Source organism: Pseudoxanthomonas sp. OG2, from assembly GCF_014192765.1.
GTDB classification, from domain to species: Bacteria; Pseudomonadota; Gammaproteobacteria; order Xanthomonadales; family Xanthomonadaceae; genus Pseudoxanthomonas_A; species Pseudoxanthomonas_A beigongshangi.
Genome location: NZ_JACHYM010000001.1, coordinates 1,714,370 through 1,735,233, shown reverse-complemented (window position 1 = coordinate 1,735,233; position 20,864 = coordinate 1,714,370). Strand labels below are relative to the sequence as shown.

22 protein-coding genes are annotated in these 20,864 nt (G+C 68.5%); 14 read left to right on the top strand and 8 right to left on the bottom strand.

Features of this window, described 5'->3' with window-relative positions; all coding sequences use genetic code 11:
• The first annotated feature begins 197 nt into the window (after positions 1 to 197).
• Both FHW78_RS08210 and FHW78_RS08205 read left to right on the top strand, forming a co-directional pair.
• A complete protein-coding gene (locus FHW78_RS08210) occupies positions 198 to 551 on the top strand; it encodes a helix-turn-helix transcriptional regulator (RefSeq protein ID WP_141455359.1) in 354 nt (117 codons plus the stop codon).
• A 45-nt stretch (positions 552 to 596) separates the two neighbouring features.
• Entirely contained in the window at positions 597 to 1,058 is a 462-nt protein-coding gene (locus FHW78_RS08205) for an isoprenylcysteine carboxylmethyltransferase family protein (RefSeq protein ID WP_183639427.1), read from the top strand.
• On the opposite strand, the gene FHW78_RS08200 is transcribed toward FHW78_RS08205, so the two are convergent.
• On the bottom strand, positions 1,059 to 1,400 hold the full coding sequence (locus tag FHW78_RS08200) for a metalloregulator ArsR/SmtB family transcription factor (protein WP_183639426.1): 342 nt from the start codon (positions 1,398 to 1,400) through the stop codon (positions 1,059 to 1,061).
• Positions 1,401 to 1,468: 68 nt separating this feature from the next.
• On the opposite strand from FHW78_RS08200, the gene FHW78_RS08195 reads away from it, so the two are divergent.
• The 4 genes from FHW78_RS08195 to FHW78_RS08180 all read left to right on the top strand — a co-directional run bounded on the left by FHW78_RS08195 (position 1,469) and on the right by FHW78_RS08180 (position 3,547).
• Positions 1,469 to 2,356: an MBL fold metallo-hydrolase gene (locus FHW78_RS08195; RefSeq protein ID WP_218533458.1), complete on the top strand. Its 888-nt coding sequence runs from the start codon at positions 1,469 to 1,471 to the stop codon at positions 2,354 to 2,356.
• Between the two features lie 5 nt (positions 2,357 to 2,361).
• Positions 2,362 to 2,772: a YeeE/YedE thiosulfate transporter family protein gene (locus FHW78_RS08190; protein WP_183639425.1), complete on the top strand. Its 411-nt coding sequence runs from the start codon at positions 2,362 to 2,364 to the stop codon at positions 2,770 to 2,772.
• Complete coding sequence (locus FHW78_RS08185) at positions 2,769 to 3,191, top strand: DUF6691 family protein (RefSeq protein WP_183639424.1); 423 nt, start codon at positions 2,769 to 2,771, stop codon at positions 3,189 to 3,191. The genes FHW78_RS08190 and FHW78_RS08185 overlap by 4 nt, the downstream gene beginning before the upstream one ends.
• Before the next feature lie 107 nt (positions 3,192 to 3,298).
• Positions 3,299 to 3,547, top strand: coding sequence for a hypothetical protein (locus tag FHW78_RS08180; RefSeq protein WP_141455365.1), 249 nt, complete (start codon positions 3,299 to 3,301; stop codon positions 3,545 to 3,547).
• Between the two features lie 13 nt (positions 3,548 to 3,560).
• On the opposite strand, the gene FHW78_RS08175 is transcribed toward FHW78_RS08180, so the two are convergent.
• Entirely contained in the window at positions 3,561 to 3,932 is a 372-nt protein-coding gene (locus tag FHW78_RS08175) for a VOC family protein (protein WP_183639423.1), read from the bottom strand.
• Positions 3,933 to 4,171: 239 nt separating this feature from the next.
• Between FHW78_RS08175 and FHW78_RS08170 the strand changes: the two genes are divergently transcribed.
• Positions 4,172 to 4,549, top strand: a complete 378-nt coding sequence (locus tag FHW78_RS08170; RefSeq protein WP_183639422.1) for a hypothetical protein — start codon at positions 4,172 to 4,174, stop codon at positions 4,547 to 4,549.
• Between the two features lie 68 nt (positions 4,550 to 4,617).
• Here the strand turns inward: FHW78_RS08170 and FHW78_RS08165 are convergent, their stop codons facing one another.
• Complete coding sequence (locus FHW78_RS08165; RefSeq protein ID WP_183639421.1) at positions 4,618 to 4,968, bottom strand: hypothetical protein; 351 nt, start codon at positions 4,966 to 4,968, stop codon at positions 4,618 to 4,620.
• 162 nt (positions 4,969 to 5,130) lie between these two features.
• Between FHW78_RS08165 and FHW78_RS08160 the strand changes: the two genes are divergently transcribed.
• Complete coding sequence (locus FHW78_RS08160; RefSeq protein WP_218533459.1) at positions 5,131 to 5,943, top strand: MipA/OmpV family protein; 813 nt, start codon at positions 5,131 to 5,133, stop codon at positions 5,941 to 5,943.
• 93 nt (positions 5,944 to 6,036) lie between these two features.
• On the opposite strand, the gene FHW78_RS08155 is transcribed toward FHW78_RS08160, so the two are convergent.
• The 5 genes from FHW78_RS08155 to FHW78_RS08135 all read right to left on the bottom strand — a co-directional run bounded on the left by FHW78_RS08155 (position 6,037) and on the right by FHW78_RS08135 (position 12,731).
• A complete protein-coding gene (locus tag FHW78_RS08155) occupies positions 6,037 to 8,313 on the bottom strand; it encodes a GH92 family glycosyl hydrolase (protein ID WP_255443264.1) in 2,277 nt (758 codons plus the stop codon).
• Positions 8,314 to 8,431: 118 nt separating this feature from the next.
• Positions 8,432 to 9,517 carry a bifunctional DNA-binding transcriptional regulator/O6-methylguanine-DNA methyltransferase Ada gene (gene ada, locus FHW78_RS08150; RefSeq protein WP_183639419.1) on the bottom strand — a complete coding sequence of 362 codons (1,086 nt, stop codon included), beginning with the start codon at positions 9,515 to 9,517 and terminating at the stop codon, positions 8,432 to 8,434.
• 576 nt (positions 9,518 to 10,093) lie between these two features.
• Positions 10,094 to 10,651: a flavin reductase family protein gene (locus tag FHW78_RS08145; protein ID WP_183639418.1), complete on the bottom strand. Its 558-nt coding sequence runs from the start codon at positions 10,649 to 10,651 to the stop codon at positions 10,094 to 10,096.
• Positions 10,652 to 10,776: 125 nt separating this feature from the next.
• Positions 10,777 to 11,391, bottom strand: coding sequence for a CPBP family intramembrane glutamic endopeptidase (locus FHW78_RS08140; protein WP_183639417.1), 615 nt, complete (start codon positions 11,389 to 11,391; stop codon positions 10,777 to 10,779).
• A gap of 422 nt (positions 11,392 to 11,813) precedes the next feature.
• Complete coding sequence (locus FHW78_RS08135) at positions 11,814 to 12,731, bottom strand: LysR substrate-binding domain-containing protein (protein WP_221188927.1); 918 nt, start codon at positions 12,729 to 12,731, stop codon at positions 11,814 to 11,816.
• A 104-nt stretch (positions 12,732 to 12,835) separates the two neighbouring features.
• On the opposite strand from FHW78_RS08135, the gene FHW78_RS08130 reads away from it, so the two are divergent.
• The 6 genes from FHW78_RS08130 to FHW78_RS08105 all read left to right on the top strand — a co-directional run bounded on the left by FHW78_RS08130 (position 12,836) and on the right by FHW78_RS08105 (position 20,842).
• On the top strand, positions 12,836 to 13,891 hold the full coding sequence (locus FHW78_RS08130) for a YeiH family protein (RefSeq protein ID WP_218533460.1): 1,056 nt from the start codon (positions 12,836 to 12,838) through the stop codon (positions 13,889 to 13,891).
• A gap of 113 nt (positions 13,892 to 14,004) precedes the next feature.
• Positions 14,005 to 14,511, top strand: coding sequence for a hypothetical protein (locus FHW78_RS08125; protein ID WP_183639415.1), 507 nt, complete (start codon positions 14,005 to 14,007; stop codon positions 14,509 to 14,511).
• Positions 14,512 to 14,521: 10 nt separating this feature from the next.
• On the top strand, positions 14,522 to 16,726 hold the full coding sequence (locus FHW78_RS08120) for a methyl-accepting chemotaxis protein (protein WP_183639414.1): 2,205 nt from the start codon (positions 14,522 to 14,524) through the stop codon (positions 16,724 to 16,726).
• A 165-nt stretch (positions 16,727 to 16,891) separates the two neighbouring features.
• On the top strand, positions 16,892 to 18,439 hold the full coding sequence (locus FHW78_RS08115; RefSeq protein ID WP_218533461.1) for a serine hydrolase domain-containing protein: 1,548 nt from the start codon (positions 16,892 to 16,894) through the stop codon (positions 18,437 to 18,439).
• Between the two features lie 64 nt (positions 18,440 to 18,503).
• On the top strand, positions 18,504 to 19,769 hold the full coding sequence (locus FHW78_RS08110) for a serine hydrolase domain-containing protein (protein WP_183639413.1): 1,266 nt from the start codon (positions 18,504 to 18,506) through the stop codon (positions 19,767 to 19,769).
• 101 nt (positions 19,770 to 19,870) lie between these two features.
• On the top strand, positions 19,871 to 20,842 hold the full coding sequence (locus FHW78_RS08105) for an energy transducer TonB (RefSeq protein WP_183639412.1): 972 nt from the start codon (positions 19,871 to 19,873) through the stop codon (positions 20,840 to 20,842).
• The last annotated feature ends 22 nt before the right edge of the window (positions 20,843 to 20,864 follow it).

The following is a 20,864-nucleotide window of genomic DNA, read 5'->3' as shown; positions in this document are numbered from 1 at the left end:
GTTACTAATGCGTGATCGTCGCGTTGGCAACGCGGGAGGAACGCCATTGCAGTAAGCGCCACTTGCCAGTCACTGCATTTCGCGCCGATGCACCTTGGTGCGAAAGGGGAGGCAAGCGGAACCGGTCAAGTTTTGGGCAGTGTCACTTGTGGGGCAGCAGCACTGACTTTTGGTCCCATGCGGGAAAGGAGTTCCTGATGATTCCGATGGCATTGCGCATTCGACGTGCGCGCGTGCTGGCAAACCTGTCGCAGGCGGAGCTCGCGCAGCGCGCGGGCGTAAAGCGGAGCGCGGTCACACAATGGGAGCGCGAGGGGGGCACCCATCCCAGTCTCGAGCATCTGACCCTGATCGCCGTGGCGACCCACGTACCGTTCGAATGGTTGGCGACCGGCCGTGGGGAGGCGGGCAACCATCCGGTGTTCGAAGTGCCGGCGGCGGCGTCCGGCCAGGTGCTGGACGACGTGGAGGCCCGGGTCCTGGTACTGCTGCGCCGGATGCCGGTACGCAAGCGGCAGGCGATCTGCGCATTGCTGGAAATGCTGGTATAGGAATGGGCGGCCCCGATCGGTGCCGCCCGCCTTCCCGGAACCCGCATGCTCCACGTACTGGAAACCCGCGTCCCGCCTCCCATCGTCCTGTTGCTTGCCGCCGCGTTGATGTGGTGCCTGGCGAACCTGTCGCCCGCCTCGCCGCGTTGGCCTGGCACGGGATGGTTGGCGGCCGTGCTGGGCACGGCGGGACTGGCGCTGAACCTGGCGCCGAAGTGGTGGTTCGGCCGCGCCGGCACCACGGTCAACCCGATGCGCCCACAGGCGACCCGCCGCCTGGTGGTCGCCGGTCCGTATCGCTTCAGCCGCAATCCGATGTACCTGGGCCATGCGTTGTTGCTGCTGGCCTGGGCCAGCGTGCTCGCCCAGCCGTTCGCGCTGGCCGGCGTGGGGCTCTATCTCGCCTGGATTACCCGGTTCCAGATTCTTCCGGAGGAACGGATGCTCGCCGAGCGGTTTCCCGACGCCTACCCGGCCTATCGCCGGCGGGTCCGGCGCTGGCTGTGATCAGCGGGCGCGGCGCGCGCGCGGCGAGCGGGCGGCCGGAGCGCAATAGGCGTCGTACAGCGCCTGCATGACGCCGAACGCGGGCCCCGGCAAAGGCGAGTAGAGGATCGATTGGGCCACCCGCCGGTTGCCGACCAGTCCCGCCTCGCGCAGCACCGCCAGGTGCTGGGACAGCGCCGACATCGACAGCCCGGTCAGGCCCTGCAGATCCGACACGCTCGCCTCGTTCTCCATGATTCGGCACATCACCAGCAGGCGGGCGGGGTGCGCCAACGCCTTCAGCAGGCCGGCCGCGTCCTCCGCGTGCCGGCCCATCCGTTGCATGTCATGAGAGGAAGGCATCGGCTTGCACCGTATTTAAGGCGATGCTAATTTAGCAAATACTTGAATAATATTGCAAGGAGCGGGACATGGCCGCCACCGCCATCCATCCACGCGTCGAGAGCTTCTTCCACGCCGACACCAACACCTTCAGCTACGTCGTGTCCGCGGGCGCCGATGGCGGCGCGGCCGTCGTCATCGATCCGGTGCTGGACTACGACGCGGCGAGCGCGCGCACCTCCACCACCTCCGCCGACGCGGTGCTCGGGTACATCCACCAGCATCGCCTGAAGGTCGAGTGGATCCTGGAGACCCATGCGCATGCCGACCACCTCAGCGCGGGCGGCTACCTGCGCGATGCGCTGGGTGCGCCGCTGGCGATCGGCCGCGGCATCGTGCAGGTGCAGGCCCGCTTCAAGGCGCTGTTCGGGCTGGGCGACGACTTCGTCGCCGATGGCGGCCAGTTCGACCGCCTGCTCCAGGACGGCGACCGCCTGGATGCGGGCGGACTGGACGTGCGCGTCATCGCCACGCCCGGACATACCGACGACAGCCTCAGCTACCTCATCGGCGATGCCGCCTTCATCGGCGACACGATGTTCGCGCCGGAAACCGGCACCGCGCGGGTCGACTTCCCGGGCGGGGACGCCCGCAAGCTGTACGCCTCGATCCAGAAACTGCTCGCGCTGCCGCCGGAAACGCGCGTGTTCCTGTGCCACGACTATCCCGCCGGGCGCGAACCGCGCGCGGAAAGCAGCGTGGCGGCGCAGCGCGAAGGCAACATCCACGTCGGCAACCGGCGCGGCGAAGACGAGTTCGTCGCCCTGCGCGAAACACGCGACGCCAGCCTGCCGGTACCGCGCCTGATCCTGCCGGCCTTGCAGGTGAACATCCGCGGCGGTCGCCTGCCGGAGACCGATGCCAACGGCATCGCCTATCTGCGCCTGCCGCTCAATCAGCTGGGCCGCCCTTCGTGAGCGGCATGTCCGAGGCATTGCTGGGCGGCGTATTGATCGGTCTCGCCGCCGCGGCGTTGCTGTTCTTCAACGGACGCATCGCCGGCATCAGCGGCATCGTCAACGGTCTGGCGGGGCAGGGCGCGGGGGAACGGGGCTGGCGGATCGCCTTCCTGCTCGGGCTGGCCGGCGCCGGCGTGCTGGTGATGAAACTGACCGGACAGGTCTCCGCCTCGCCGGCCATGACGCCGGTGCTGGTGCTGGCCGGCCTGCTGGTGGGCTTCGGCACCCGGCTTGGCAATGGTTGCACCAGCGGGCACGGCGTGTGCGGGTTGGCGCGGCTGTCACTGCGTTCGCTGGTGGCGGTGCTGGTATTCATGACCGCCGCCGTGCTCACCGTGGTCGTGACCCGGCACCTGGCGGGTGGCGCGGGATGAAACGCTGGTTCGCCGCGTTGCTGGCCGGTGCGTTGTTCGGCGCCGGACTGGCGCTTTCGCGCATGACCGACCCGAACGTCGTGCTCGGCTTCCTCGATGTGGCCGGCGACTTCGATCCGCGCCTGGCGTTCGTGCTGGCGGGCGCGGTCGTCACGGCGCTGGTGGCGTTCCGGCTGGTGCTGCGTCGCCGGCGTCCGTTGCTGGCGGATCGTTTCCGCCTGCCGCTGTCGCGCGCAATCGACCGTCCGCTGGTGATCGGCGCGTTGCTGTTCGGCATCGGCTGGGGATTGGCCGGCTACTGTCCCGGTCCCGCGCTCGTCGGCGCGGCCGCGGGCGCGGACAGCGCATTGATCTTCATCGCCGCGATGCTGGCGGGCAGTGCCGTGCAGGCGATGACGGCGCGGCGGCGACCGGCGTGACATCGAAAACGTGCCATCGCTGGCACGCTGCTTTGCGCGCGGGTTGTTGCAATGATTGCCAGGCTTCCTAGACTTGGGGATTCCACCGGTCGATGGACGGCGAAGCGATGAACGATGTGATCCTGCTCTACGGTACCAACGACTTCGAGCGCGAGCGCTGGGACGATCTGCCCGAGCTGGTCGAGCGCCGTGGCCTGGTGCTGTCGCGCAAGGCCGGACCGCGCACGCCGCTGCCGACCGACCACGACTGGGAGCCGGTTTCGATCTATGCCTCCGACGATCTGACCGAGGAGGAGTTCCAGGAACTGTACGAGGCCAACCGCGCGCACGTCACCGAGCTGAACCTCAAGTACTGAATCCCGCGCCGGTTCACGCCCTGGGCTTGAGCTGGTGCAGCAGGATCGAATTGCCCTCGCTGTCCTCGCACACCGCCATCCGGCAGACCGGGCTGTGGATGACGTCGCTGCGGAACGGCACGCCACGATCCTTCAGCTTCCGCATCAGGTCGTCCAGATCCTCCACCTCGAACGCTATCGTGCCGCCCGCTGTCGCGCTGGGCAGGTCCTCGATGAAATTGGTCAGCGCCAGGCAACCGCCGCCCGGCAGATCGTATTCCACCCAATACTTGTCGCCGTGATTGCCGACCGAGCCGGTGCGCAGGCCCAGCGCGTTCTCGTAGAAGTCGCGGGCACGCGGCACGTCGCGGACGGGATACATGGTGAACGCCACGTTCTTCAGCACGGGAGGCTCCTGTCGATGTCGGTTGTCGATGATGGAAAGCCGTCGATGAACATGTGGAGTCCGACGCCACGATACGGGTACCGGGCTCATCCGCGAACAGCGTCACGCAAGGCGCGTGCATTTCCGACGAACGGTCTCGCCGGCGTCCGTTTTTTCGGCGTCGAATGCGTTGTTTCTGCTGATGCTGTCATGTTGGACGCGGATATTGGGGGTGTCCGCCGGAGAAAGGAGGCAGAAGGATGCTGTTGCAGGGACTCACCCCGGAAAGCAAGTGCGAAGTCATCGACGTCGAGGCCGAGCTGCAGCGGTGGCAGCATTGCGGCCCGATGGCCGGCCACCGCGATCGGGCGTTCAGGCGTTTCGAGCCGACGTTCCGTTTCGCCTACGATCTTTATCTGCAGTGGCATCGCGAACCGCTCGACGCATTGGCCGATCGCATCGAAGGCGCCTACGAACGCCAGTTGCCACCCTGCGACCGCCTGGATCGCGAGACCGTGATGACGATCGTGGCCGCGGTGTGGGAACGCATGGGAGGACGGCTCCAGGCCTGCCGTGTTCCCGCCACCGCGCGCCCGCGTTCCCGGCCGGAGACGCGCCAGCCACCGCCGCCGGTCTGAACGCGTCGGCAAGGGACGGCAAGAAAAAAGGGAAGGCCGGAAGAGAAGGAACGTCTCCTCCGCGCCTCCTATCGGGACAGCCAGCGCCAGGTTTCGTGGATCAACATGCGCGCCACCGGCCACGCCGCGGCGGGCGGGCTGGGCAGGCGGTCCCATTGCGCTTCCAGATCATCGTCGGTCGCCGGGTCGGTGCGTCCGGCGTGACTGGCATGCGTGGCCAGTCCAAGCGCGTACGCGCGACATGCGTCGTGCCAGTCCAGATCCGGATGCAGGCGTATCCGCCGCTGGAAGTCCTCGCGGCTGAAGGCTTCGAAATCCTCGGGAATGTCGGGCGGCTCGTCGAAGGCGAGGCAGGCGGCGACCTGCTGGCTCGCGCGCTCCAGGCTGGCGGGGCCGTACGGACTGCGGAGGTATTCCATGAGGGGGCTCCGTCGGGTTTGCACCGATTGTCGATCCGGCTGGCATGACCGTTTCGTGAAAGGCCGGACGGATGAGCAGCATTCGTCTTAAAGCCCGATTAAAACGGGTGTGCCTATCGTGCGCCTCCCGCGTGCCCCCACGCCTTCCCCGCAGGAGTCTTCATGTCGTCCGTCCGCCCCCTGGTCTGCCTGGGTCTGCTTGTCTGCGCCGCCGCGCCCGTGTCCGCGCAGGTCGTGTCCGAATCCAATCGCGAAGCCGGACAGGCCTCGGCGTCACATTGGCGCATCGGCCTGGCGGTCGCCAGCCGCGAAGGCATCTACGCCGGCGAGGACGACCGGACGCTGGTGTTCCCCAATGTGTCGTACGAAGGCGAGCGCTTCTTCTGGCGTGGCGCGCAGGCCGGCTTGCATCTGTTCTCGCGCGGAGGTTTCGTGCTGGACGGCTATGTCGCCGGGCGCCTGGACGGCGTGGACGCCGATGACTTCGGCGTTACGGAACTGGCCGAGCGCGGTATCGACCGTCGCCTGCTGGAGGACCGCGACGATGCCGCGGACGTGGGCATGAGCGCGCGTTGGCGCGGTGCGGCCGGCGAACTGGAACTGGATGCGCGCGCCGACGTGACCAGCACCAGCGAAGGCCAGCAGGCATCGATTACCTACCGCTATCCGTTCAAGGCCGGCGGCTGGCTACTCACGCCCGGCGTGGGCGTGCGCTGGCTGTCCTCGGATCTGGCCGACTACTACTACGGCACCCTCGACGAGGAAATCGCCCGCGGCGTGGTGCGCTACCGTCCCGGCAGCGTCACCGTGCCCACCGCCAGCCTGATTCTGATGCGTCCGTTCGCGGAAAAATGGCTGTTCATCGCCAGCGCCGAATACCGCCGGTTGCCATCGGCGCTTCGCGACAGTCCGCTGGTCGAACGCGACACGGATGGCGGCGCCACCGTGATGGTCGGTTTTTCACGCGGGTTCTGATTCCGTGGACATGGGCGCGGATTTCCGCGCCGGCAGGGAAGGGGACGCATATCGCGTCCCCTTCGCATCCCCTGCGCGTTCCAGATGCTTCCTTCAGCGGCTCATCGAATAGGGACGCGCGTCGCGTCCCCATGCGCGGTTCGGCTCGGCCTGCATCGTGAAGCGCAACTCGCCGCCGGCCAGGATTTCGGCGTGCTCCAGATAGGCGCGGTCCAGCGGCTTGCCGTTGAGGGTCGCGCCGCCGATATAGGGATGCGCTTCGTCCAGGCCCTCGGCGATCACGGTGAAGCGCTTGCCGTTGGGCAGGTTGAGGCTGGCGCGCGGAAGGAACGGCCGCCCGATGACGTACTGGTTGCTGGCCGGCGCGACCGGATAGAAACCCAGCGCGGTGAACACGTACCACGCCGACATCTGGCCCAGATCGTCGTTGCCGGCCAGGCCGTCCGGACGCGGTGCGTACTGGCTGGCCATGATCGCGCCCAGCCGCGCCTGGGTGCGCCAGGGCTGGCCGGCGTGCGCATACAGGTAGGCGACGTGATGGCTGGGTTCGTTGCCGTGCGCGTACCAGCCGATCAACCCGGTGATGTCTTCCATGTGGGCGAAGATCTTCGGATCCACCTTGGCCTCGAACACCTGGTCCAGCCGCGCCAGCAGCTTGTCCTCGCCGCCGTGCGCCCGCGCCAGTCCGGCCACGTCCTGCGGCACGTACCAGGAGTACTGCCAGGCATTGCCCTCGGTGTAGTCGGTGCCGTAGCCGCTGGCGGATGGATCGAAGGGCTCGCGGAACGCGCCGTCGCGCTTGCGCGCGCGCATGAAGCCGGTGGCGGGATCGAAGGCATGCTTCCAGTTGGCCGCACGGCGGCTGAAGTCGGCCGCGACGTCCTTGCGTCCCATCGCCTCGGCCACCTGCGCGATGGTCCAGTCGTCGAACGCGTATTCAAGGGTCTTGGAGGCGGCCTCGCCTTCCTCGTCGATCGGCACGTAGCCGAGTTCGCGGTATTGGGCGATGCCGTCGTAGGGTCCGTAGTTGGCGCTGGCGACCATCGCCTCCAGCGCCTCGTTGGCGTCGTAGCCGCGTATGCCCTTCATGTAGGCGTCGGCGATCACCGGCACGGCGTGGTAGCCGATCATGCACCACGTCTCCTGGCCGTGGAACGCCCATACCGGCAGCACGCCATAGGGGCTGTGCCGGCGCGCGGCCAACAGCGACTGCACGAAGTCGTTGGTGCGCTGCTCCGGCTGCACCAGGGTCAGCAACGGATGCAGCGCGCGGTAGGTATCCCACAGCGAGAAGGTCGAGTAGTGGGTGAAGCCCTTGGCCTGGTGCACCGCATTGTCCGGTCCGCGGTAGCTTCCGTCGCTGTCCATGAACAGGGTCGGTCCCAGCAGCGTGTGGTACAGCGCGGTGTAGAAGCTGCGCCGCTGCGGTTCCGGCGCGTCCACGTCGATCGCGCCCAGCGCCTGCGTCCACTGCCGGCGCGCGTCGGCGCGCACGCCGTCGAAGTCCCAGCCCGGCACTTCGGCGTCGAGATTGGCGATGGCGTTGTCCTCGCTGACCGGGGAGATCGCGACCTTGACCAGCAACGGTTCCCGCGCGTCGGTGAAATCGAACGCCGCCACGATCTGCCGGCCCTCGATTTGCGCGCGCTGGCGCGGATCCTTCTCGCCCGGCGGCGGGAAGCCCTTGTAGGCGACGTCCTGCTCGGTGTCGTGCAGTTGCCGGCCCTGGATGGGCCGCGAGAAGCGCAGCGCGAAATACAGTTGCCGCGCCGGCGCCCAGCCGCGGGTCTCGCGGAAGCCGGTGACGGTGCCGTCCGGGCGCAGGCGCAATCGCGACCACAGCACCTTGCCCGGATAGTCGTACAGGCTGGTGCGCAGGTCGATCAGCACGTGCGCGGGCTTGCCGCGCGGAAAGCTGTAGCGGTGCACGCCGACCCGCGCGGTGGCGGTGAGCTCGGCGCGCACGCCGTAGTCGTCGAGGGTGACCGCGTAGTAGCCGGGCTGCGCGGTTTCGTCGTCGTGGCGGAAGCGCGAGGTGTAGCCGCTGCCGGGCTGGTCGGGATTGCCGCGCTCCAGCTTCACCTCGCCGCTGATCGGCATCAGCAGGACGTCGCCGAGGTCCGAATGGCCGGTGCCGGAGAAGTGGGTGTGCGAGAAGCCGACGATGGTGCGATCGTCGTGGCGATAACCGGCGGCCCAGCCGTAGGCGTCCTTGCGTGGCTGGATGCGGGTGTCGGGACTGAGCTGGACCATCCCGAACGGAACGGTGGCGCCGGGATAGGTATGGCCCTCGCCGCCGGTGCCGATGAACGGGTCGACGTCGGCGTAGGCGCGTTCGCCCGGATTGTCCGCCAGCAGCGGCGCCGCCATCAGCCAGAGACACATCGCGCCTGCGGCGCGCTTCCACGTCTTGCGCATGCCCGTCCCAACGTCGTCATGGAGAGGCGGGGAACGTAGCACGCCGCGCCGGCAACGCACCGGTATCCGGTCACGCCGCGCCTTCGCGCCGCAGCAGTTCGCGCTTGCGATCCACGCCCCAGCGGTAGCCCGACAGCGCACCGTCGCTGCGGACCACGCGGTGGCAGGGAATGGCCACCGCCAGGTGGTTGGCGCCGCAGGCCTGCGCCACCGCGCGCACCGCCCGCGGCATGCCGATGCGCTGGGCGATCTCTGCGTAGCTGGCGGTACTGCCGGGCGGAATCTGCCGCAGCGCCTGCCACACCCGTTCCTGGAAGGCGGTGCCGCGCACGTCCAGCGGCAGGTCCAGGCCGATGCCGGGCGCCTCGACGAAGCCGACCACCTGCGCGACCCAATCCTCGAAGCCCGCGTCGCCGCCGATCAGGTGCGCGCGCGGGAACTGATCCTGCAGGTCCCGCACCAGCGCTTCCGGATCCTCGCCCAGCAGGATCGCGCAGACCCCGCGCTCGCTGCGCGCGACCAGGATCGCGCCCAGCGAGCACTGGCCGATGGCGAAGCGGATGTCGGTATTGGCGCCGCCGGCGCGCCAGTCCTTCGGGCGCATGCCCAGGCGCTGGTTGGAGGTTTCGTAGAAGCGGCTGTTGGAACCGAAGCCGGCATCGAAGATCGCATCGGTGATGGTGGCGTCGCCTTCCAGCCCCTCGCGCATGCGGCGCGCGCGCTGCGCCTGCGCGTAGGCTTTCGGGGTCACGCCAGTGATGGCCTTGAACACGCGATGGAAGTGGTAGGGGCTCATCCCCGCGGTTTCGGCCAATTGCGCCAGCGAGGGCGGCTCGTCGGTGTTCTCCAGTTGCCGGCAGGCATGCGCCACCCGTTCCGCGTGCTGGCGGGCCAGCGCCGCGCGATCGGCGGCGGCGCGACGGTTGGCGCGGTAGCCGGCGGCCTCGGCCGCTTCGGGAGTATCGAAGAACACCACGTTCTCCGGCCGCGGCAGGCGCGACGGGCTGCTGGGATGGCACCAGACGCCGGTGGTCTTCACCGCGTACACGAAGCGGCCATCGGCGGCCGGATCCCGTGCCCGCAGCGCGGCCCAGCGCGGGTCGTCCTGGATGGCGGTGGCGGCGGTACGCGAGCGGGAAGGGGAGGATGCGTTCATGGCGGAAAGGCTCGTCGTGGGGGACGACGCCATCTTGGTTCCCGCCAGCCTAGCCCACACTCCGCGGCTTGCGATCAAATTCGGGCATGGAAGGGATAATCGTGCGTCGTCTGGCAGTCCGGTCGTTTCGCCCCCACCCCAGCCCTCCCCCGCGGGCGGGGGAGGGGGCAGTGTCCGTGCGTTGTTCAGAAATTCGCAACGTTGGAATGCATCCGCGAGCTACGCACCGCCGCCGCAAGTTGAAGACTTTCCCGAACCCGGAAACCGCCCCTTCCCCCGCAAGCGGGGAAGGGGCCCGAAGGGCGGATGGGGGCAAGGCTCCGGAGAGCGGCCCCCACCCCAACCCTCCCCCGCGGGCGGGGGAGGGGGCAGTGTCCGTGCGTTGTTCAGAAATTCGCAACGTTGGAATGCATCCGCGAGCCACGCACCGCCACCGCAAGTTGAAGACTCTCCCGAACCCGGAAACCGCCCCTTCCCCCGCCTGCGGGGGAAGGCTGGGATGGGGGCCGCCTTCTGCGGCGGAACCACGACGCGGCGATCTCCCGCACCACCCCAGCTCGCCGCCGCGAGCGGGATTCACAAGTTTTCCGGACGGAAGGCCCGTCGGCGGCTGATCGTGCGCCCGGAGATCATGAACTCGCCGTTGCCGCGGTAGTGCACGGTCTCGGGCAGGCGCGGGGAAATGGCGACATGCGCCGCAACCATTTCCCAGATGAACAGGTGATAGGCGTCGGTCTGGCGCTGCTCGTACAGCCGGCACTCGAAGTTCGCATGGCACTCGCGGATCAGCGGGGCGCCAACCTGGCTCGCGCGGCCGGCGGTGAGCCCGAAGCGTTCGAACTTGTCCACCTGCGCGCCGCTGCAGTTGCCGATGCCGACCACCGCGTCCAGCAGATGCGAGCCGGGCAGGTTGATCACGCATTCGCGGCTGCGCCGGACCAGTCCGTAGGTATGGTTGCCGCGCCAGAGATAACAGGCGAACAGCGCCGGCTCGAAGCCCATCATCATGTGCCAGCCCATCGTCATGATGTTGCGCTGGCCGCCGTGGGCCGAGCTCACCAGCACCACTGGACCGGGTTCGAGGAAACGGCGGATGTCGTCCAGCGGATAGGCGCGCTTGCGGGGAATCTTCATCGCGTTTGCCATTGGAAACTGCCGATGGATTGCAGCATGCCGCCGTGCAGACGCGATGAAGAGCGGGCTTCAGCACAGCGGCTTCACTCGCCCGGCAACCGCTCCAGGAACGCTTCCAGCGCCAATCAGCCGGACAGTCCCAAGCCGCCGGTCAAATACCACAGAAGAATCAGAATGTTGCAAATTCCATGGGCGATGGCTCGTTGAACGCTTGTCATGTTCAGCCGGAGCGCGCAGAAGCAAAGCAGAAGCGAGGCGAAACAAGCCCACAGCATGGAATTCGCATGGAGGAGCCCGAATGCGGCGGAGGTCACGAGTGATGATGCGAACCGGCCCACGAGACGCGACAGTCCGTCGAGCATCAACTGACGGACCACCTTCTCCTCGAACAGGGGAGCAGCGACCCCGGCGGTCAGGACGCCCAGGGCAATGTCCACAGCCGAAAAATCCGTCGCGGCCGGGAATTTCGTGTTGCCAAGGTTGGGCAAACCGACGGCGAGGATCCAGACGGCGCCCAACAGGCTCCCGGTGAAAATACTGAAGAGCAGCGGTGTGATTCCCGATTGGTTCGCCAAGCGCTCGGGATAGCACTTCATCAGTACCAGAAACAGGGCAATCTGTTGAATCGCGTCCGCACCACGGATTTCGAACCGTGCTCCCAGCTCGGACAGGCCGCCGGCCAGCAGCGTGGCCAGCATGGCGACGCCGATTTCACCCAGCGCAAGCGATTTCTTGTTCATCGGGGGAGAAAGTCCGGGGTGCTTTCGCACCCCGGGAACCCGTTTTTATTTCTGGGACAACCGATAGAAGTGGAGGCGCATAACGACGCCCGGGAAGGTGAAGGGGCTGGCCGCGAGGAGGTTCCATGCCCCTCGCGCCGCGCTGCGCCAATCGCTGAGCGTTCCTTCGCATGACACACCGGAAGGAAAGCCCACCGAGCAATTCAGTTCGCCACCGCTTACCGCTGCAACTTCGCTTGCCTGTAGTTCACGCATTGGGGACTTCTCCTTGACTCGATTTGGCTGGAGGATTCAGTCGTCCTCTTTTCGCGAACAACGGACAAGAAGCCAATAAGACATTTCCGAAAGCCAGGTTTCGGCGACATTCCTGCGTGGGAGAATGGAATCGCAGCGAACCGCGGCCGGACGATGCCGTGTTTGCCCTACGCGCCCGGCAATTGCTCCAGGAACGCTTCCAGCGCCGGCGAGCGACGCCGGTTGAGCAGTTCCAGCCGGTACAGCCGGCGGCTCAGCGCGGCCTGGCCGTCCAGCGACAACGTGCGGACGCGGCGCATCGCGATCAGATCCTCCACCACCACCGAGGGCAGGATGGCGACCCCGGCACCGGCCGCCACCGCGCGGGCGATGGCCTCGTTGCTGCCGATCTCCACCTGGTGCTTCGGGGTGATGCCGTGCGCGTGCAGCAGCCGCTCGGCCACCCGCCGGGTGCCTGAGCCTTCCTCGCGCAGCAGCCAGGTCTGTTCGCTCAGGCTGGCGGCGGTCGCGAGCCGGCTGCCGCTGCCGGCCAGATCGTCGGGCGCGATCACCACCAGCGCCTCCTCGCGCCAGACCCGTCGATCGATGCGCGGGTCGTCGACCGGACCTTCGACGAAGGCGGCATCCACCGTGCAGTCGATGATGGCCTGGGCGATCTGGGCGGTGTTGGCGACCATCACCCGGGTGCGGATGTCCGGATGCCGGCGCGCGTAGGCGGCCACGTGCACCGGCAGCCAGTAGCCGGCCACCGTGGTGCTGGCGCCGATGCGCAGTTCGCCCTTGCGCAGGCCGACCCGCTCGCGGACGTCCTCCAGCGCGATGCGCTCCATCGCGAAGATGCCGCGCGCGTGTTCGTACAGCACCTGGCCGCCCTCGGTGAGGCGGATGCCGCGCACGCCGCGGGCGCCGCCGGGGCCACGGTCGATCAGCGGCAGTTCGAGCTGGTGTTCCAGTTCGCGCACCGCCTTGGACACCGCCGACTGGGTGATGAACATCGTCTCGGCCGCGCGCGAGAAGCCCTGCTGCTCGACGACCGTGGCGAATACCCGCAGGAGGTGCAGATTAATCGAATGAGGAATATTCATGCATGAGGGAATTATATGCATTGGACTCATTCAATGGCCGGGACTATGGTGCCGTCCGTCGGCGGGTTGTCCCGCCCGCATCTCCGTTTTTTCCGGGTTTTCCGATGTCCAGCCAGTCCATGTCTTCCGTATCGGTCCCGCCGCACCGCCAGTCCGGCTGGTGGCTGGGCCTTGCCCTGGCCGCGCTGCTCGCGGCCGCCGGCCTTTGGCTGGCGAGCCTGCCGACCGTGCAGGGCTGGGGCATCAGCGCGCTGACCGCCGCGATCCTGCTGGGCATCGTCGCCGGCAACACGGTGTTCCCGCGCATCGCCGCGCGCACCGCGCCGGGCGTGGATTTCGCCAAGAGCACCCTGCTGCGGCTGGGCATCGTGCTGTACGGCTTCCGGGTGACCGTGCAGGACATCGCCCAGGTCGGCATGGCCGGGCTGGTGATCGACGTGATCGTGGTGGCCTCGGTGTTCCTGCTGGCGGTGTGGCTGGGCACACGCCTGTTCAAGCTGGATCGCGAGACCTCGATGCTGATCGGCGCGGGCAGCGCGATCTGCGGCGCCGCCGCGGTGATGGCGGCCGAGCCGGTGGTCAAGGCGCAGCCGCACAAGGTGGCGGTCGCGGTGGCGACGGTGGTGGTGTTCGGCACCGTGGGCATGTTCCTGTATCCGGCGCTGTATCCGCACCTGGGCATCGATGCGCACGCCTATGGCGTCTACGCCGGATCGACGATCCATGAAGTCGCGCAGGTCGTGGTCGCCGGCAAGGCGATCAGTGAATCCGCTGCGTCGGTGGCGGTGATCGAGAAGATGATCCGGGTGATGCTGCTGGCGCCGTTCCTGCTGATCCTGTCCGCGCGCCTGGGCGCGGAAGCCGGCGCCGATGCCAACGGCGCGCGGCCGAAGCTGATGATTCCCTGGTTCGCGGTGATGTTCATCGTGGTCAGCCTGCTCAACTCGCTGCACGTGCTGCCGACCACGTGGGTGGCGGTGATCGTGCAGCTGGATACCGTGCTGCTGGCGACCGCGATGGCCGCGCTGGGCCTGCGCACCCATGCCGGCGCCATCCGCCAAGCCGGGGTCAAGCCGCTGCTGCTGGCGCTGAGCCTGTTCGCGTTCCTTCTGCTGGGCGGCGGCGCGATCAACTGGCTGGTGATGCGCCTGTTCGGTTGAGTTTCGTCGTGGCGGCGGCGCGGAGGTAATAAAGATTCCGGTCGCGAAGCCGATAGGTGGGGTCTGGGACCAATGCCGGACGAACCATTGATGCCCTGGGGAGAGGGCCCGCAATGGAATCCACCGCCGCACCACCGCGAAGGATCGCACCCGCCTGGATAGGGCCGGGCCTGCTCGTGCTCTGGCTGGGCGCGATGGTGCCCGCGCTGGCCCGGCTCGAAACTGGCGCCGTGCGTGCCTCGCCGGTCTCCGAAGCCGATGCCCTGCTCACCGCGCTGCGCGGACAGGTGGGCCTCGAACGCCATCGCGGTGCCGCGGTGGTCTTCCACTTGCCCGTGGCGTGCACCTGCGACGACCGCGAAGACACCCGCCAGGTGCGGGACGCGCTGCGCGCGCGGGGCATCCGCTGGGTTGAACTGGCCGGCGTCGCCAGCACGGATCTGCCCCATTCCCTGATCGCCCTGGATGCCGAGGGCCGGCTGCGCTACGCCGGCCCGATGCGTCCGGATGGACTGTGCGCCGGCACCGCGACCGCGCCGTTGGCGACCCGCTACCTGTCTTTCCACCGCGAAGACGCGCCGCGCGCGCTCGTCAGCGGATCCCGTTGCCCGTGCAGATAAGGAGAATCGCATGTCCGCCCAACCGCATTCACTTCGAAACGATGGCGGCCTCGTTGGTCGCGAACGCTACGCCTACCTGGAGGAACTGGCAGCCGATGCCGACCGCATCTTCCTGTGGTTGGTGGCCACCTTGGGTGTCGCCACGCTGCTGCTGGCGCTGCGCAATGGCCAGTGGATGCCGGTTTTCGCGGTCGCGCTGCCGAGCGTCGCGGTCGCCGCGTTGCAGGCACGCCTGTTTCCGGGCACGCGGCTGAGCCGGGTTACCCTGGCGCTGGTGCTGATGGTGCTGTCGGCGGTGCTGATCCACCAGTCCGGCGGCATGGTCGAGGCGCACTTCGGCGTGATCCTGATGATCGCGCTGCTGCTGTACTACCGCGACTGGGTGCCGATCGTGGTCGCGGCCGCGGCCATCGCCGTACATCACGTGGCGTTCTTCTTCATGCAGCAGGCCGGCTGGCCGGTGCCGGTGTTCCCGGCGGGCAGCGGCTTTGGCATCGTGCTGCTGCACGCGGCCTACGTGGTGGTGGAAACCGTGCTGCTGGTGATCATGGCCGTGCAGTTGCGGCGCCAGTTGCTGTGGCTGGGCTACGGGCCGCGCCGGCTGACGACGCTCGCGCGCGAGGTGGCGGCGGACAAACCCGTGCCGGAGGAAATCGCCCGGATGGACTTCCCGCCGGCGTCGCTGGCGACCGCGCTGGTGTCGATGAGCGGCCAGCTGCAACAGCGCCTGCATCACGAGCGCACGGCCGGGCAGGAGAACCTGCGCATCCGCACCGCGCTGGACGGGGTGACCACCCACGTGATGATCGCCGACGCCGATCGCAACATCGTCTACGCCAACCGGCCGCTGCTGGCAATGCTGTCGCAGGTGGAGGAACAGATCCGCCGCGATGTGCCGCGTTTCGACGTGGCCACCCTGATCGGCAGCAGCATCGACATCTTCCACAAGCATCCGGAGCATCAGTCACGCCTGCTCGCGGAACTGCGCGGCACCCACCAGGCCCAGATCCGGGTGGGCGGGCGGGTCATGCGCTTGATCATCAATCCGGTGGTGGACGACGCCGGCCGGCGCCTCGGCTTCGTGGTCGAGTGGTCCGACCGTACCGCCGAGGTGGAAGTCGAGGAGGAAATGACCCGCATCGTGCAGGCCGCCGCGTCCGGCGACATGAGCGGACGCATCGGCACCGCCGGCAAGCAGGGGTTCTTCCTGACCCTGTCCGAACGCATCAACGGATTGCTGGACGCGAACGCGCTGGTTCTGGATCGGGTGTCCACGCTGCTGTCCGCGCTCTCGCAGGGCGACCTGACGGTGCGGATGGAAGGGGATTTCCACGGCGTGTTCGCCCGCATGCGCGACGACGCCAACGCCACCGTCGCCCAGCTCACCGACATCGTCTCCCGCATCCAGGACGCCTCCACCGCCATCAACACCGCCGCCGGCGAGATTGCTTCGGGAAATGCGGATTTGTCCCGCCGCACCGAGCAGCAGGCCGCCAACCTGGAAGAAACCGCCGCCTCCATGGAGGAACTGACCTCCACCGTGCGCCAGAACGCCGACTCCGCCCGCCAGGCCAATCAGCTCGCCATCGGCGCCGCCTCGGTGGCTTCGCAAGGCGGCAACGTCGTCGGCCAGGTCGTCACCACCATGCGCGACATCGAAGCGGCCTCGCGCAAGATTGCCGAAATCATCGCCGTCATCGACGGCATCGCCTTCCAGACCAACATCCTGGCCCTCAATGCGGCGGTGGAAGCGGCCCGCGCCGGCGAACAGGGCCGCGGCTTTGCGGTGGTGGCCTCGGAGGTACGCACCCTGGCCCAGCGCAGCGCCAATGCGGCCAAGGAAATCAAGGGGCTAATTGAAGCCTCGGTGGACCAGGTGGCCACCGGTTCGGCCCTGGTCAACCAGGCCGGCGCGACCATGGGCGAGATTGTCGCCTCGGTCCAGCGGGTCACCGACATCATGGCCGAGATTGCCGCTGCCTCGCAGGAACAGTCCGCCGGCATCGAACAGGTCAACCAGACCATCACCCAGATGGACGAGACCACCCAGCAGAACGCGGCGGTGGTGGAAGAGGTGGCGGCCACGGCTGGCGATCTGCGGCAGCAGGCGCAGGGGCTGGAACAGGCGGTGTCGGTGTTCCGCCTGGCCGGCTCCGCCGATGAAGAGGTACGCCGTTGGGTTACCGAGGCCGGCCGGCGCGTACTCGCGCCCTGATTGGCTGCGACGCTTCCCGCGTTTGCCGCATCCCGGGAAAGGTGGGTCGGACAGAAGGTCCGGCCCGCCTCTTTCTTCGCCCCTGTTTCAACCCTCCGCGCGCACGCGGCATCGAAACAGGACGTCGCCCGCCGGATGCGGAGCGCAAAAAAGGACCGGAAGCGCATGAAAACCCTGCCGTTGCTGTTCGCCGCCCTGATGAACCTGTGGCAGATATCGACCGGTTCATTGCAGTTGCCGGCCACCGGCGGCGGTGGCGACAGGCCGGCCAGTGCCGCGGCTCCGGCGCAGGCGCCGGCCGGGCTCGACGACTACCTGCGGACGAAAATGCAGAACCGGCGCATCCCCGGCATGCAGGTGGCGGTGATCCGCGACGGTCGCATCGTTTTTTCCCGCAGCTACGGCAAGGCCAACCTGCAGGACGACGTGGCGGTGACGCCGGACACGGTGTTCTCGATCAACTCGGCCACCAAGACCTTCACCGGCGTGGCGATCCTGCAACTGGCGCAGGCCGGCAAGCTGTCGCTGGACGATCCGGTGTCGCGCCACCTGGCGGATCTGCCGCGCGAGTGGCAGGCGATCACGGTGCGGCAACTGCTCAACCACACGTCCGGCCTGCCCGACATCCTGGTGCCGCCGCGCGCGCAGGGTACCGGCTCGCTGGTGGGCGAAGGCGGCGAGGAATCGGCCTGGGAGACGGTACGCACACTGCCGATGGCATTCCCCACCGGCAGCGCCTATCGCTACAACCAGACCAACTATGTCCTGCTGGGCCGGATCATCGATTCGCTGGGCGGTGTTCCGTTCACCCGCTTCATCGCCGAACGCCAGTTCGCGCCGGCCGGCATGCGCCACGCCGGCTTCGGCGACTCGCGCGACGTCACGCCGCGTCGCGCGCAGCCCTACCGTTATCCGGGCGGCGCCACCTCGCCGGCCGCCGGCGCGTTGCAGCATGCGTTCGACGAGTTCCCGGCCATGCTGCGCACCGGTGCCGGCATCAACGCCAGCGCCGAGGACGTCGCGCATTGGCTGATCGCCCTGCAGGACGGCCGCCTGCTCGACCGCGAACACCTGCGTGAGCTGTGGGCGCCGGGCCGGTTCAACGATGGCCGGCTCACGTCGTGGGCATCGGGCTGGCCGCTGATCGACCGCGAGGACCATCCGGCGGTGGCGGGCATCGGTGGCCGCCGGTCGGCGTTCTTCGTCTATCCGCGGGATGGGCTGTCGGTGGTGGTGCTGACCAATCTGGCCGGGGCCAACCCGGAGGAATTCATCGACGAGATCGCCGGGTTCTACCTGCCGGATTTCAGCGTGGCCAACGGCGGCGGACTGCCGCGCAACGTCAAGGCGCTGCGGCGTGACCTGATCGCGCGCGGCTGGGACCAGGGCGTCTCCATCGTCGCCGGGCTCAAGCGGCAGGATCCGGACTTCGAACTGCGCGAGGACGATCTCAATGCCTGGGGCTACCGGCTGGTGACCGACGGTCAGCGCAGGGAAGGCATCGAGGTGCTGAAACTCAACACCGTGCTGTACCCGAAAAGCGGCAACACCTTCGATTCGCTGGCCGAGGCCTATGCGATCACCGGCGATCGCGAGGCGGCGATCCGCAACTACCGCCTTTCGCTGGAACGCGATCCGGCCAACCGCAACGCGGTGGAGCAACTGCGCGCGCTGGGCGCGCCGCCGCCGGCCGGGACGCGCGCCACGCACTGAATCCGCTTGCCCGGCGGTGCGGACTGATATCCAATCGGTCCCTTGACCACGGGGAGCGATGCAGATGCGCGAAGGTGCTGCCGGCCGGATGGGCCGGCGTGGTTTCCTGGTGGCCGCTTCGGCCTGCGCGGCGATGGCGGCACTGCGATCGCCTCCGCTGCGCGCGGCGGACGCGGCCCGCTACGATCATCCGTGGATTCCCTCCGATGCCTTTCTCGCCGATCTGCCGGAATGGATGCGCGCGTTCGGCGTGCCCGGCGTGGGCATCGCGGTGGTCGAGGAGGGCGAGTTGACCTGGCAGCGCGCGTTCGGCGTGGCCGATGTGGACAGCGGCACCGCGGTGGACGCGGACAGCGTGTTCGAATGCGCCTCGCTGAGCAAACCGGTATTCGCCTACGTGGTCCTGCAATTGGTCGATGCGGACATGCTGCAACTCGACCGGACCCTGGCGCATTACCACCGCCCCGACTACCTGGCCAAGGACGATCCGCGCCTGGATCGGATCACCGTGCGCGACGTCCTGCGCCACAGCACCGGCCTGCCGAACTGGCGCGAACATCCGGATCGCGAACCCTTGCGCACGCTGGCCGAACCCGGCAAGGGCGTGAACTATTCGGGCGAGGCCTTCTTCTGGCTGCAGCGGGTCGCCGAGACGGTGACCGGCGAAAGCCTGGACCGGCTGGCGCGAAGGCACCTGTTCGAACCGGCCGGCATGCGCGGCAGCACCTATACCTGGAACGCGCATGCGGCGCGGCACTCGGTGACGGGCCAGCCAGCGCCCGGCGCGACACCGGTCGTGCAGACCTTCCGTAGCCAATGGTCGCTGCTGCAACCCATCGCCGAAGCGCAGGGCAAGCCGTTGCCCGAATGGGTCTGGGACGATGCGGTACGCGCGTTGCCGCGGGCGCAGGCCGCCGCGCCCACGGGCATGTTCATCTGGCCCGGCGATCTGCTCGCCAACGCCGCCGCCAGCCTGCGTGGGCCGGTGCAGGACTATGCGCGTTTCATCGCCCATGTGATGCGTCCGGATGCGGGCCCGCCGCGTGCAATCACTGAAACCACGCGGCAGGCGATGCTGGCGCCGCAGATGCCGCTGCGCGCCGGCTGGCTGGACAAGGGACTGGGCTGGAATCTGGAACGCATCGACGGCGATGCCCGCTGGTTCTTCCACGGCGGCGCCAACGCGGGTCGCTACAAGACCTTCACCGTCGGAGATCCGCAGCGACGGCGCGGACTGGTGGTGATGACGAATGGCGGCGGCGGCACGGGCGTCTACCAGCGCATCGTGCGCGCGGCCACCGGGCGGGACATGCTCGCCTTCGATCTGTGATCGCCGGAGCGATGCGCCGGAACCGCGCCGGATCATCGCTTTGACGCGGTTCCGTCATCCAGGCCGCGTACTCTGCCGCCCGCTCAGGGGGCAGTCTCACGATGAAATCACGCGGTTACCGAATCCTTCCCGTTCTGTTGGCGCTCGGCGCCTGCCAGCCCACGCCGCCCGTAGCCGCGCCCGATGCCCAGGCATCGGCGATCGTGCCCGCGGCCGCGCAGCCGGCGGTGTCGCCGGACGGCGTCATCGACAACAGCGAACTGCAGCGCCTGGCCAGCCAGGCGCTACAGGCGAACCGCCTGTACGCGCCGGCCGGCGACAACGCGGTGGAGTTCTACCTGGCGGCGCGCGTGCGGCGTCCCGATGACGCCGCCATCCGTGCCGCGCTGACCGAAATCCAGCCGTATCTGCTGATCGCCACCGAACAGGCGTTGGAGCGTCGCGACGGCGCCGAGGCCGCGCGCCTGTTCGAACTGTTGCGCCGGCTGGATCCGCAGGCGCCGGCCTTGCCGCGTCTGCAGGCCGGCTTGACGGCGCTGCCGGCGGCGCCGGAACCCGCGCAGGCCACCGCGGACACGCAAGCGCGCCTCCCGCCGCAGGACATCTCGCCGCAGGCCGGCCGATCGCAGGGCCCTGCGCCGACCTCCGCGCCCGTCGCGTCCGCACCGGCGCAGGTGCCTCGCCCGACCGCATCGGAAACCCCCAACGCCGCGATGGCTTCGCCGCCGCCGGCGCCGGCGCTTCCCCCGCCGGAGCCCGCGCGCGCGGCGGTGGCGAGCCCGGTAGCCGCGCCCGCGCGCATGGCCACAACCTCCTCCTCGCCGCGCCTGCTGCAGGACGCGCAGCCGCGTTATCCGTTGCCGGCACTGCGCAATCGCGTGGAGGGCGAGGTGGAACTGGCGTTCGTGATCCGTCCCGACGGCAGCGTCGGCGACGTGCGCCTGACCGCGGCACGGCCGCAGGGCGTGTTCGACGCGGCCGCCGTCGCGGTGGCCTCGCGCTGGCGTTTCGAGGCGACCGGACGCGCGCAGTCGTGGCAGCGCACCGTGCGGTTCCGCCTGCCGCCGCAATAGCCGGCGCTGGCACCCGTCGTTC

What these genes read in the sequence shown, in the direction of transcription:
- FHW78_RS08170 (WP_183639422.1), top strand. Translation starts at nt 4,172, where the DNA reads ATGCTGTTGCAGGGACTCACCCCGGAAAGCAAGTGCGAAGTCATCGAC.
- FHW78_RS08205 (WP_183639427.1), top strand. Translation starts at nt 597, where the DNA reads ATGCTCCACGTACTGGAAACCCGCGTCCCGCCTCCCATCGTCCTGTTG.
- FHW78_RS08200 (WP_183639426.1), bottom strand. Translation starts at nt 1,400, where the DNA reads ATGCCTTCCTCTCATGACATGCAACGGATGGGCCGGCACGCGGAGGAC.
- FHW78_RS08180 (WP_141455365.1), top strand. Translation starts at nt 3,299, where the DNA reads ATGAACGATGTGATCCTGCTCTACGGTACCAACGACTTCGAGCGCGAG.
- FHW78_RS08160 (WP_218533459.1), top strand. Translation starts at nt 5,131, where the DNA reads ATGTCGTCCGTCCGCCCCCTGGTCTGCCTGGGTCTGCTTGTCTGCGCC.
- FHW78_RS08130 (WP_218533460.1), top strand. Translation starts at nt 12,836, where the DNA reads ATGTCCAGCCAGTCCATGTCTTCCGTATCGGTCCCGCCGCACCGCCAG.
- FHW78_RS08105 (WP_183639412.1), top strand. Translation starts at nt 19,871, where the DNA reads ATGAAATCACGCGGTTACCGAATCCTTCCCGTTCTGTTGGCGCTCGGC.
- FHW78_RS08190 (WP_183639425.1), top strand. Translation starts at nt 2,362, where the DNA reads ATGTCCGAGGCATTGCTGGGCGGCGTATTGATCGGTCTCGCCGCCGCG.
- FHW78_RS08210 (WP_141455359.1), top strand. Translation starts at nt 198, where the DNA reads ATGATTCCGATGGCATTGCGCATTCGACGTGCGCGCGTGCTGGCAAAC.
- FHW78_RS08125 (WP_183639415.1), top strand. Translation starts at nt 14,005, where the DNA reads ATGGAATCCACCGCCGCACCACCGCGAAGGATCGCACCCGCCTGGATA.
- FHW78_RS08115 (WP_218533461.1), top strand. Translation starts at nt 16,892, where the DNA reads ATGAAAACCCTGCCGTTGCTGTTCGCCGCCCTGATGAACCTGTGGCAG.
- FHW78_RS08195 (WP_218533458.1), top strand. Translation starts at nt 1,469, where the DNA reads ATGGCCGCCACCGCCATCCATCCACGCGTCGAGAGCTTCTTCCACGCC.
- FHW78_RS08185 (WP_183639424.1), top strand. Translation starts at nt 2,769, where the DNA reads ATGAAACGCTGGTTCGCCGCGTTGCTGGCCGGTGCGTTGTTCGGCGCC.
- FHW78_RS08155 (WP_255443264.1), bottom strand. Translation starts at nt 8,313, where the DNA reads ATGGCGGCGCCGCTGCTGGCGGACAATCCGGGCGAACGCGCCTACGCC.
- FHW78_RS08140 (WP_183639417.1), bottom strand. Translation starts at nt 11,391, where the DNA reads ATGAACAAGAAATCGCTTGCGCTGGGTGAAATCGGCGTCGCCATGCTG.
- FHW78_RS08120 (WP_183639414.1), top strand. Translation starts at nt 14,522, where the DNA reads ATGTCCGCCCAACCGCATTCACTTCGAAACGATGGCGGCCTCGTTGGT.
- FHW78_RS08110 (WP_183639413.1), top strand. Translation starts at nt 18,504, where the DNA reads ATGCGCGAAGGTGCTGCCGGCCGGATGGGCCGGCGTGGTTTCCTGGTG.
- FHW78_RS08165 (WP_183639421.1), bottom strand. Translation starts at nt 4,968, where the DNA reads ATGGAATACCTCCGCAGTCCGTACGGCCCCGCCAGCCTGGAGCGCGCG.
- FHW78_RS08145 (WP_183639418.1), bottom strand. Translation starts at nt 10,651, where the DNA reads ATGAAGATTCCCCGCAAGCGCGCCTATCCGCTGGACGACATCCGCCGT.
- ada (WP_183639419.1), bottom strand. Translation starts at nt 9,517, where the DNA reads ATGAACGCATCCTCCCCTTCCCGCTCGCGTACCGCCGCCACCGCCATC.
- FHW78_RS08135 (WP_221188927.1), bottom strand. Translation starts at nt 12,731, where the DNA reads ATGAATATTCCTCATTCGATTAATCTGCACCTCCTGCGGGTATTCGCC.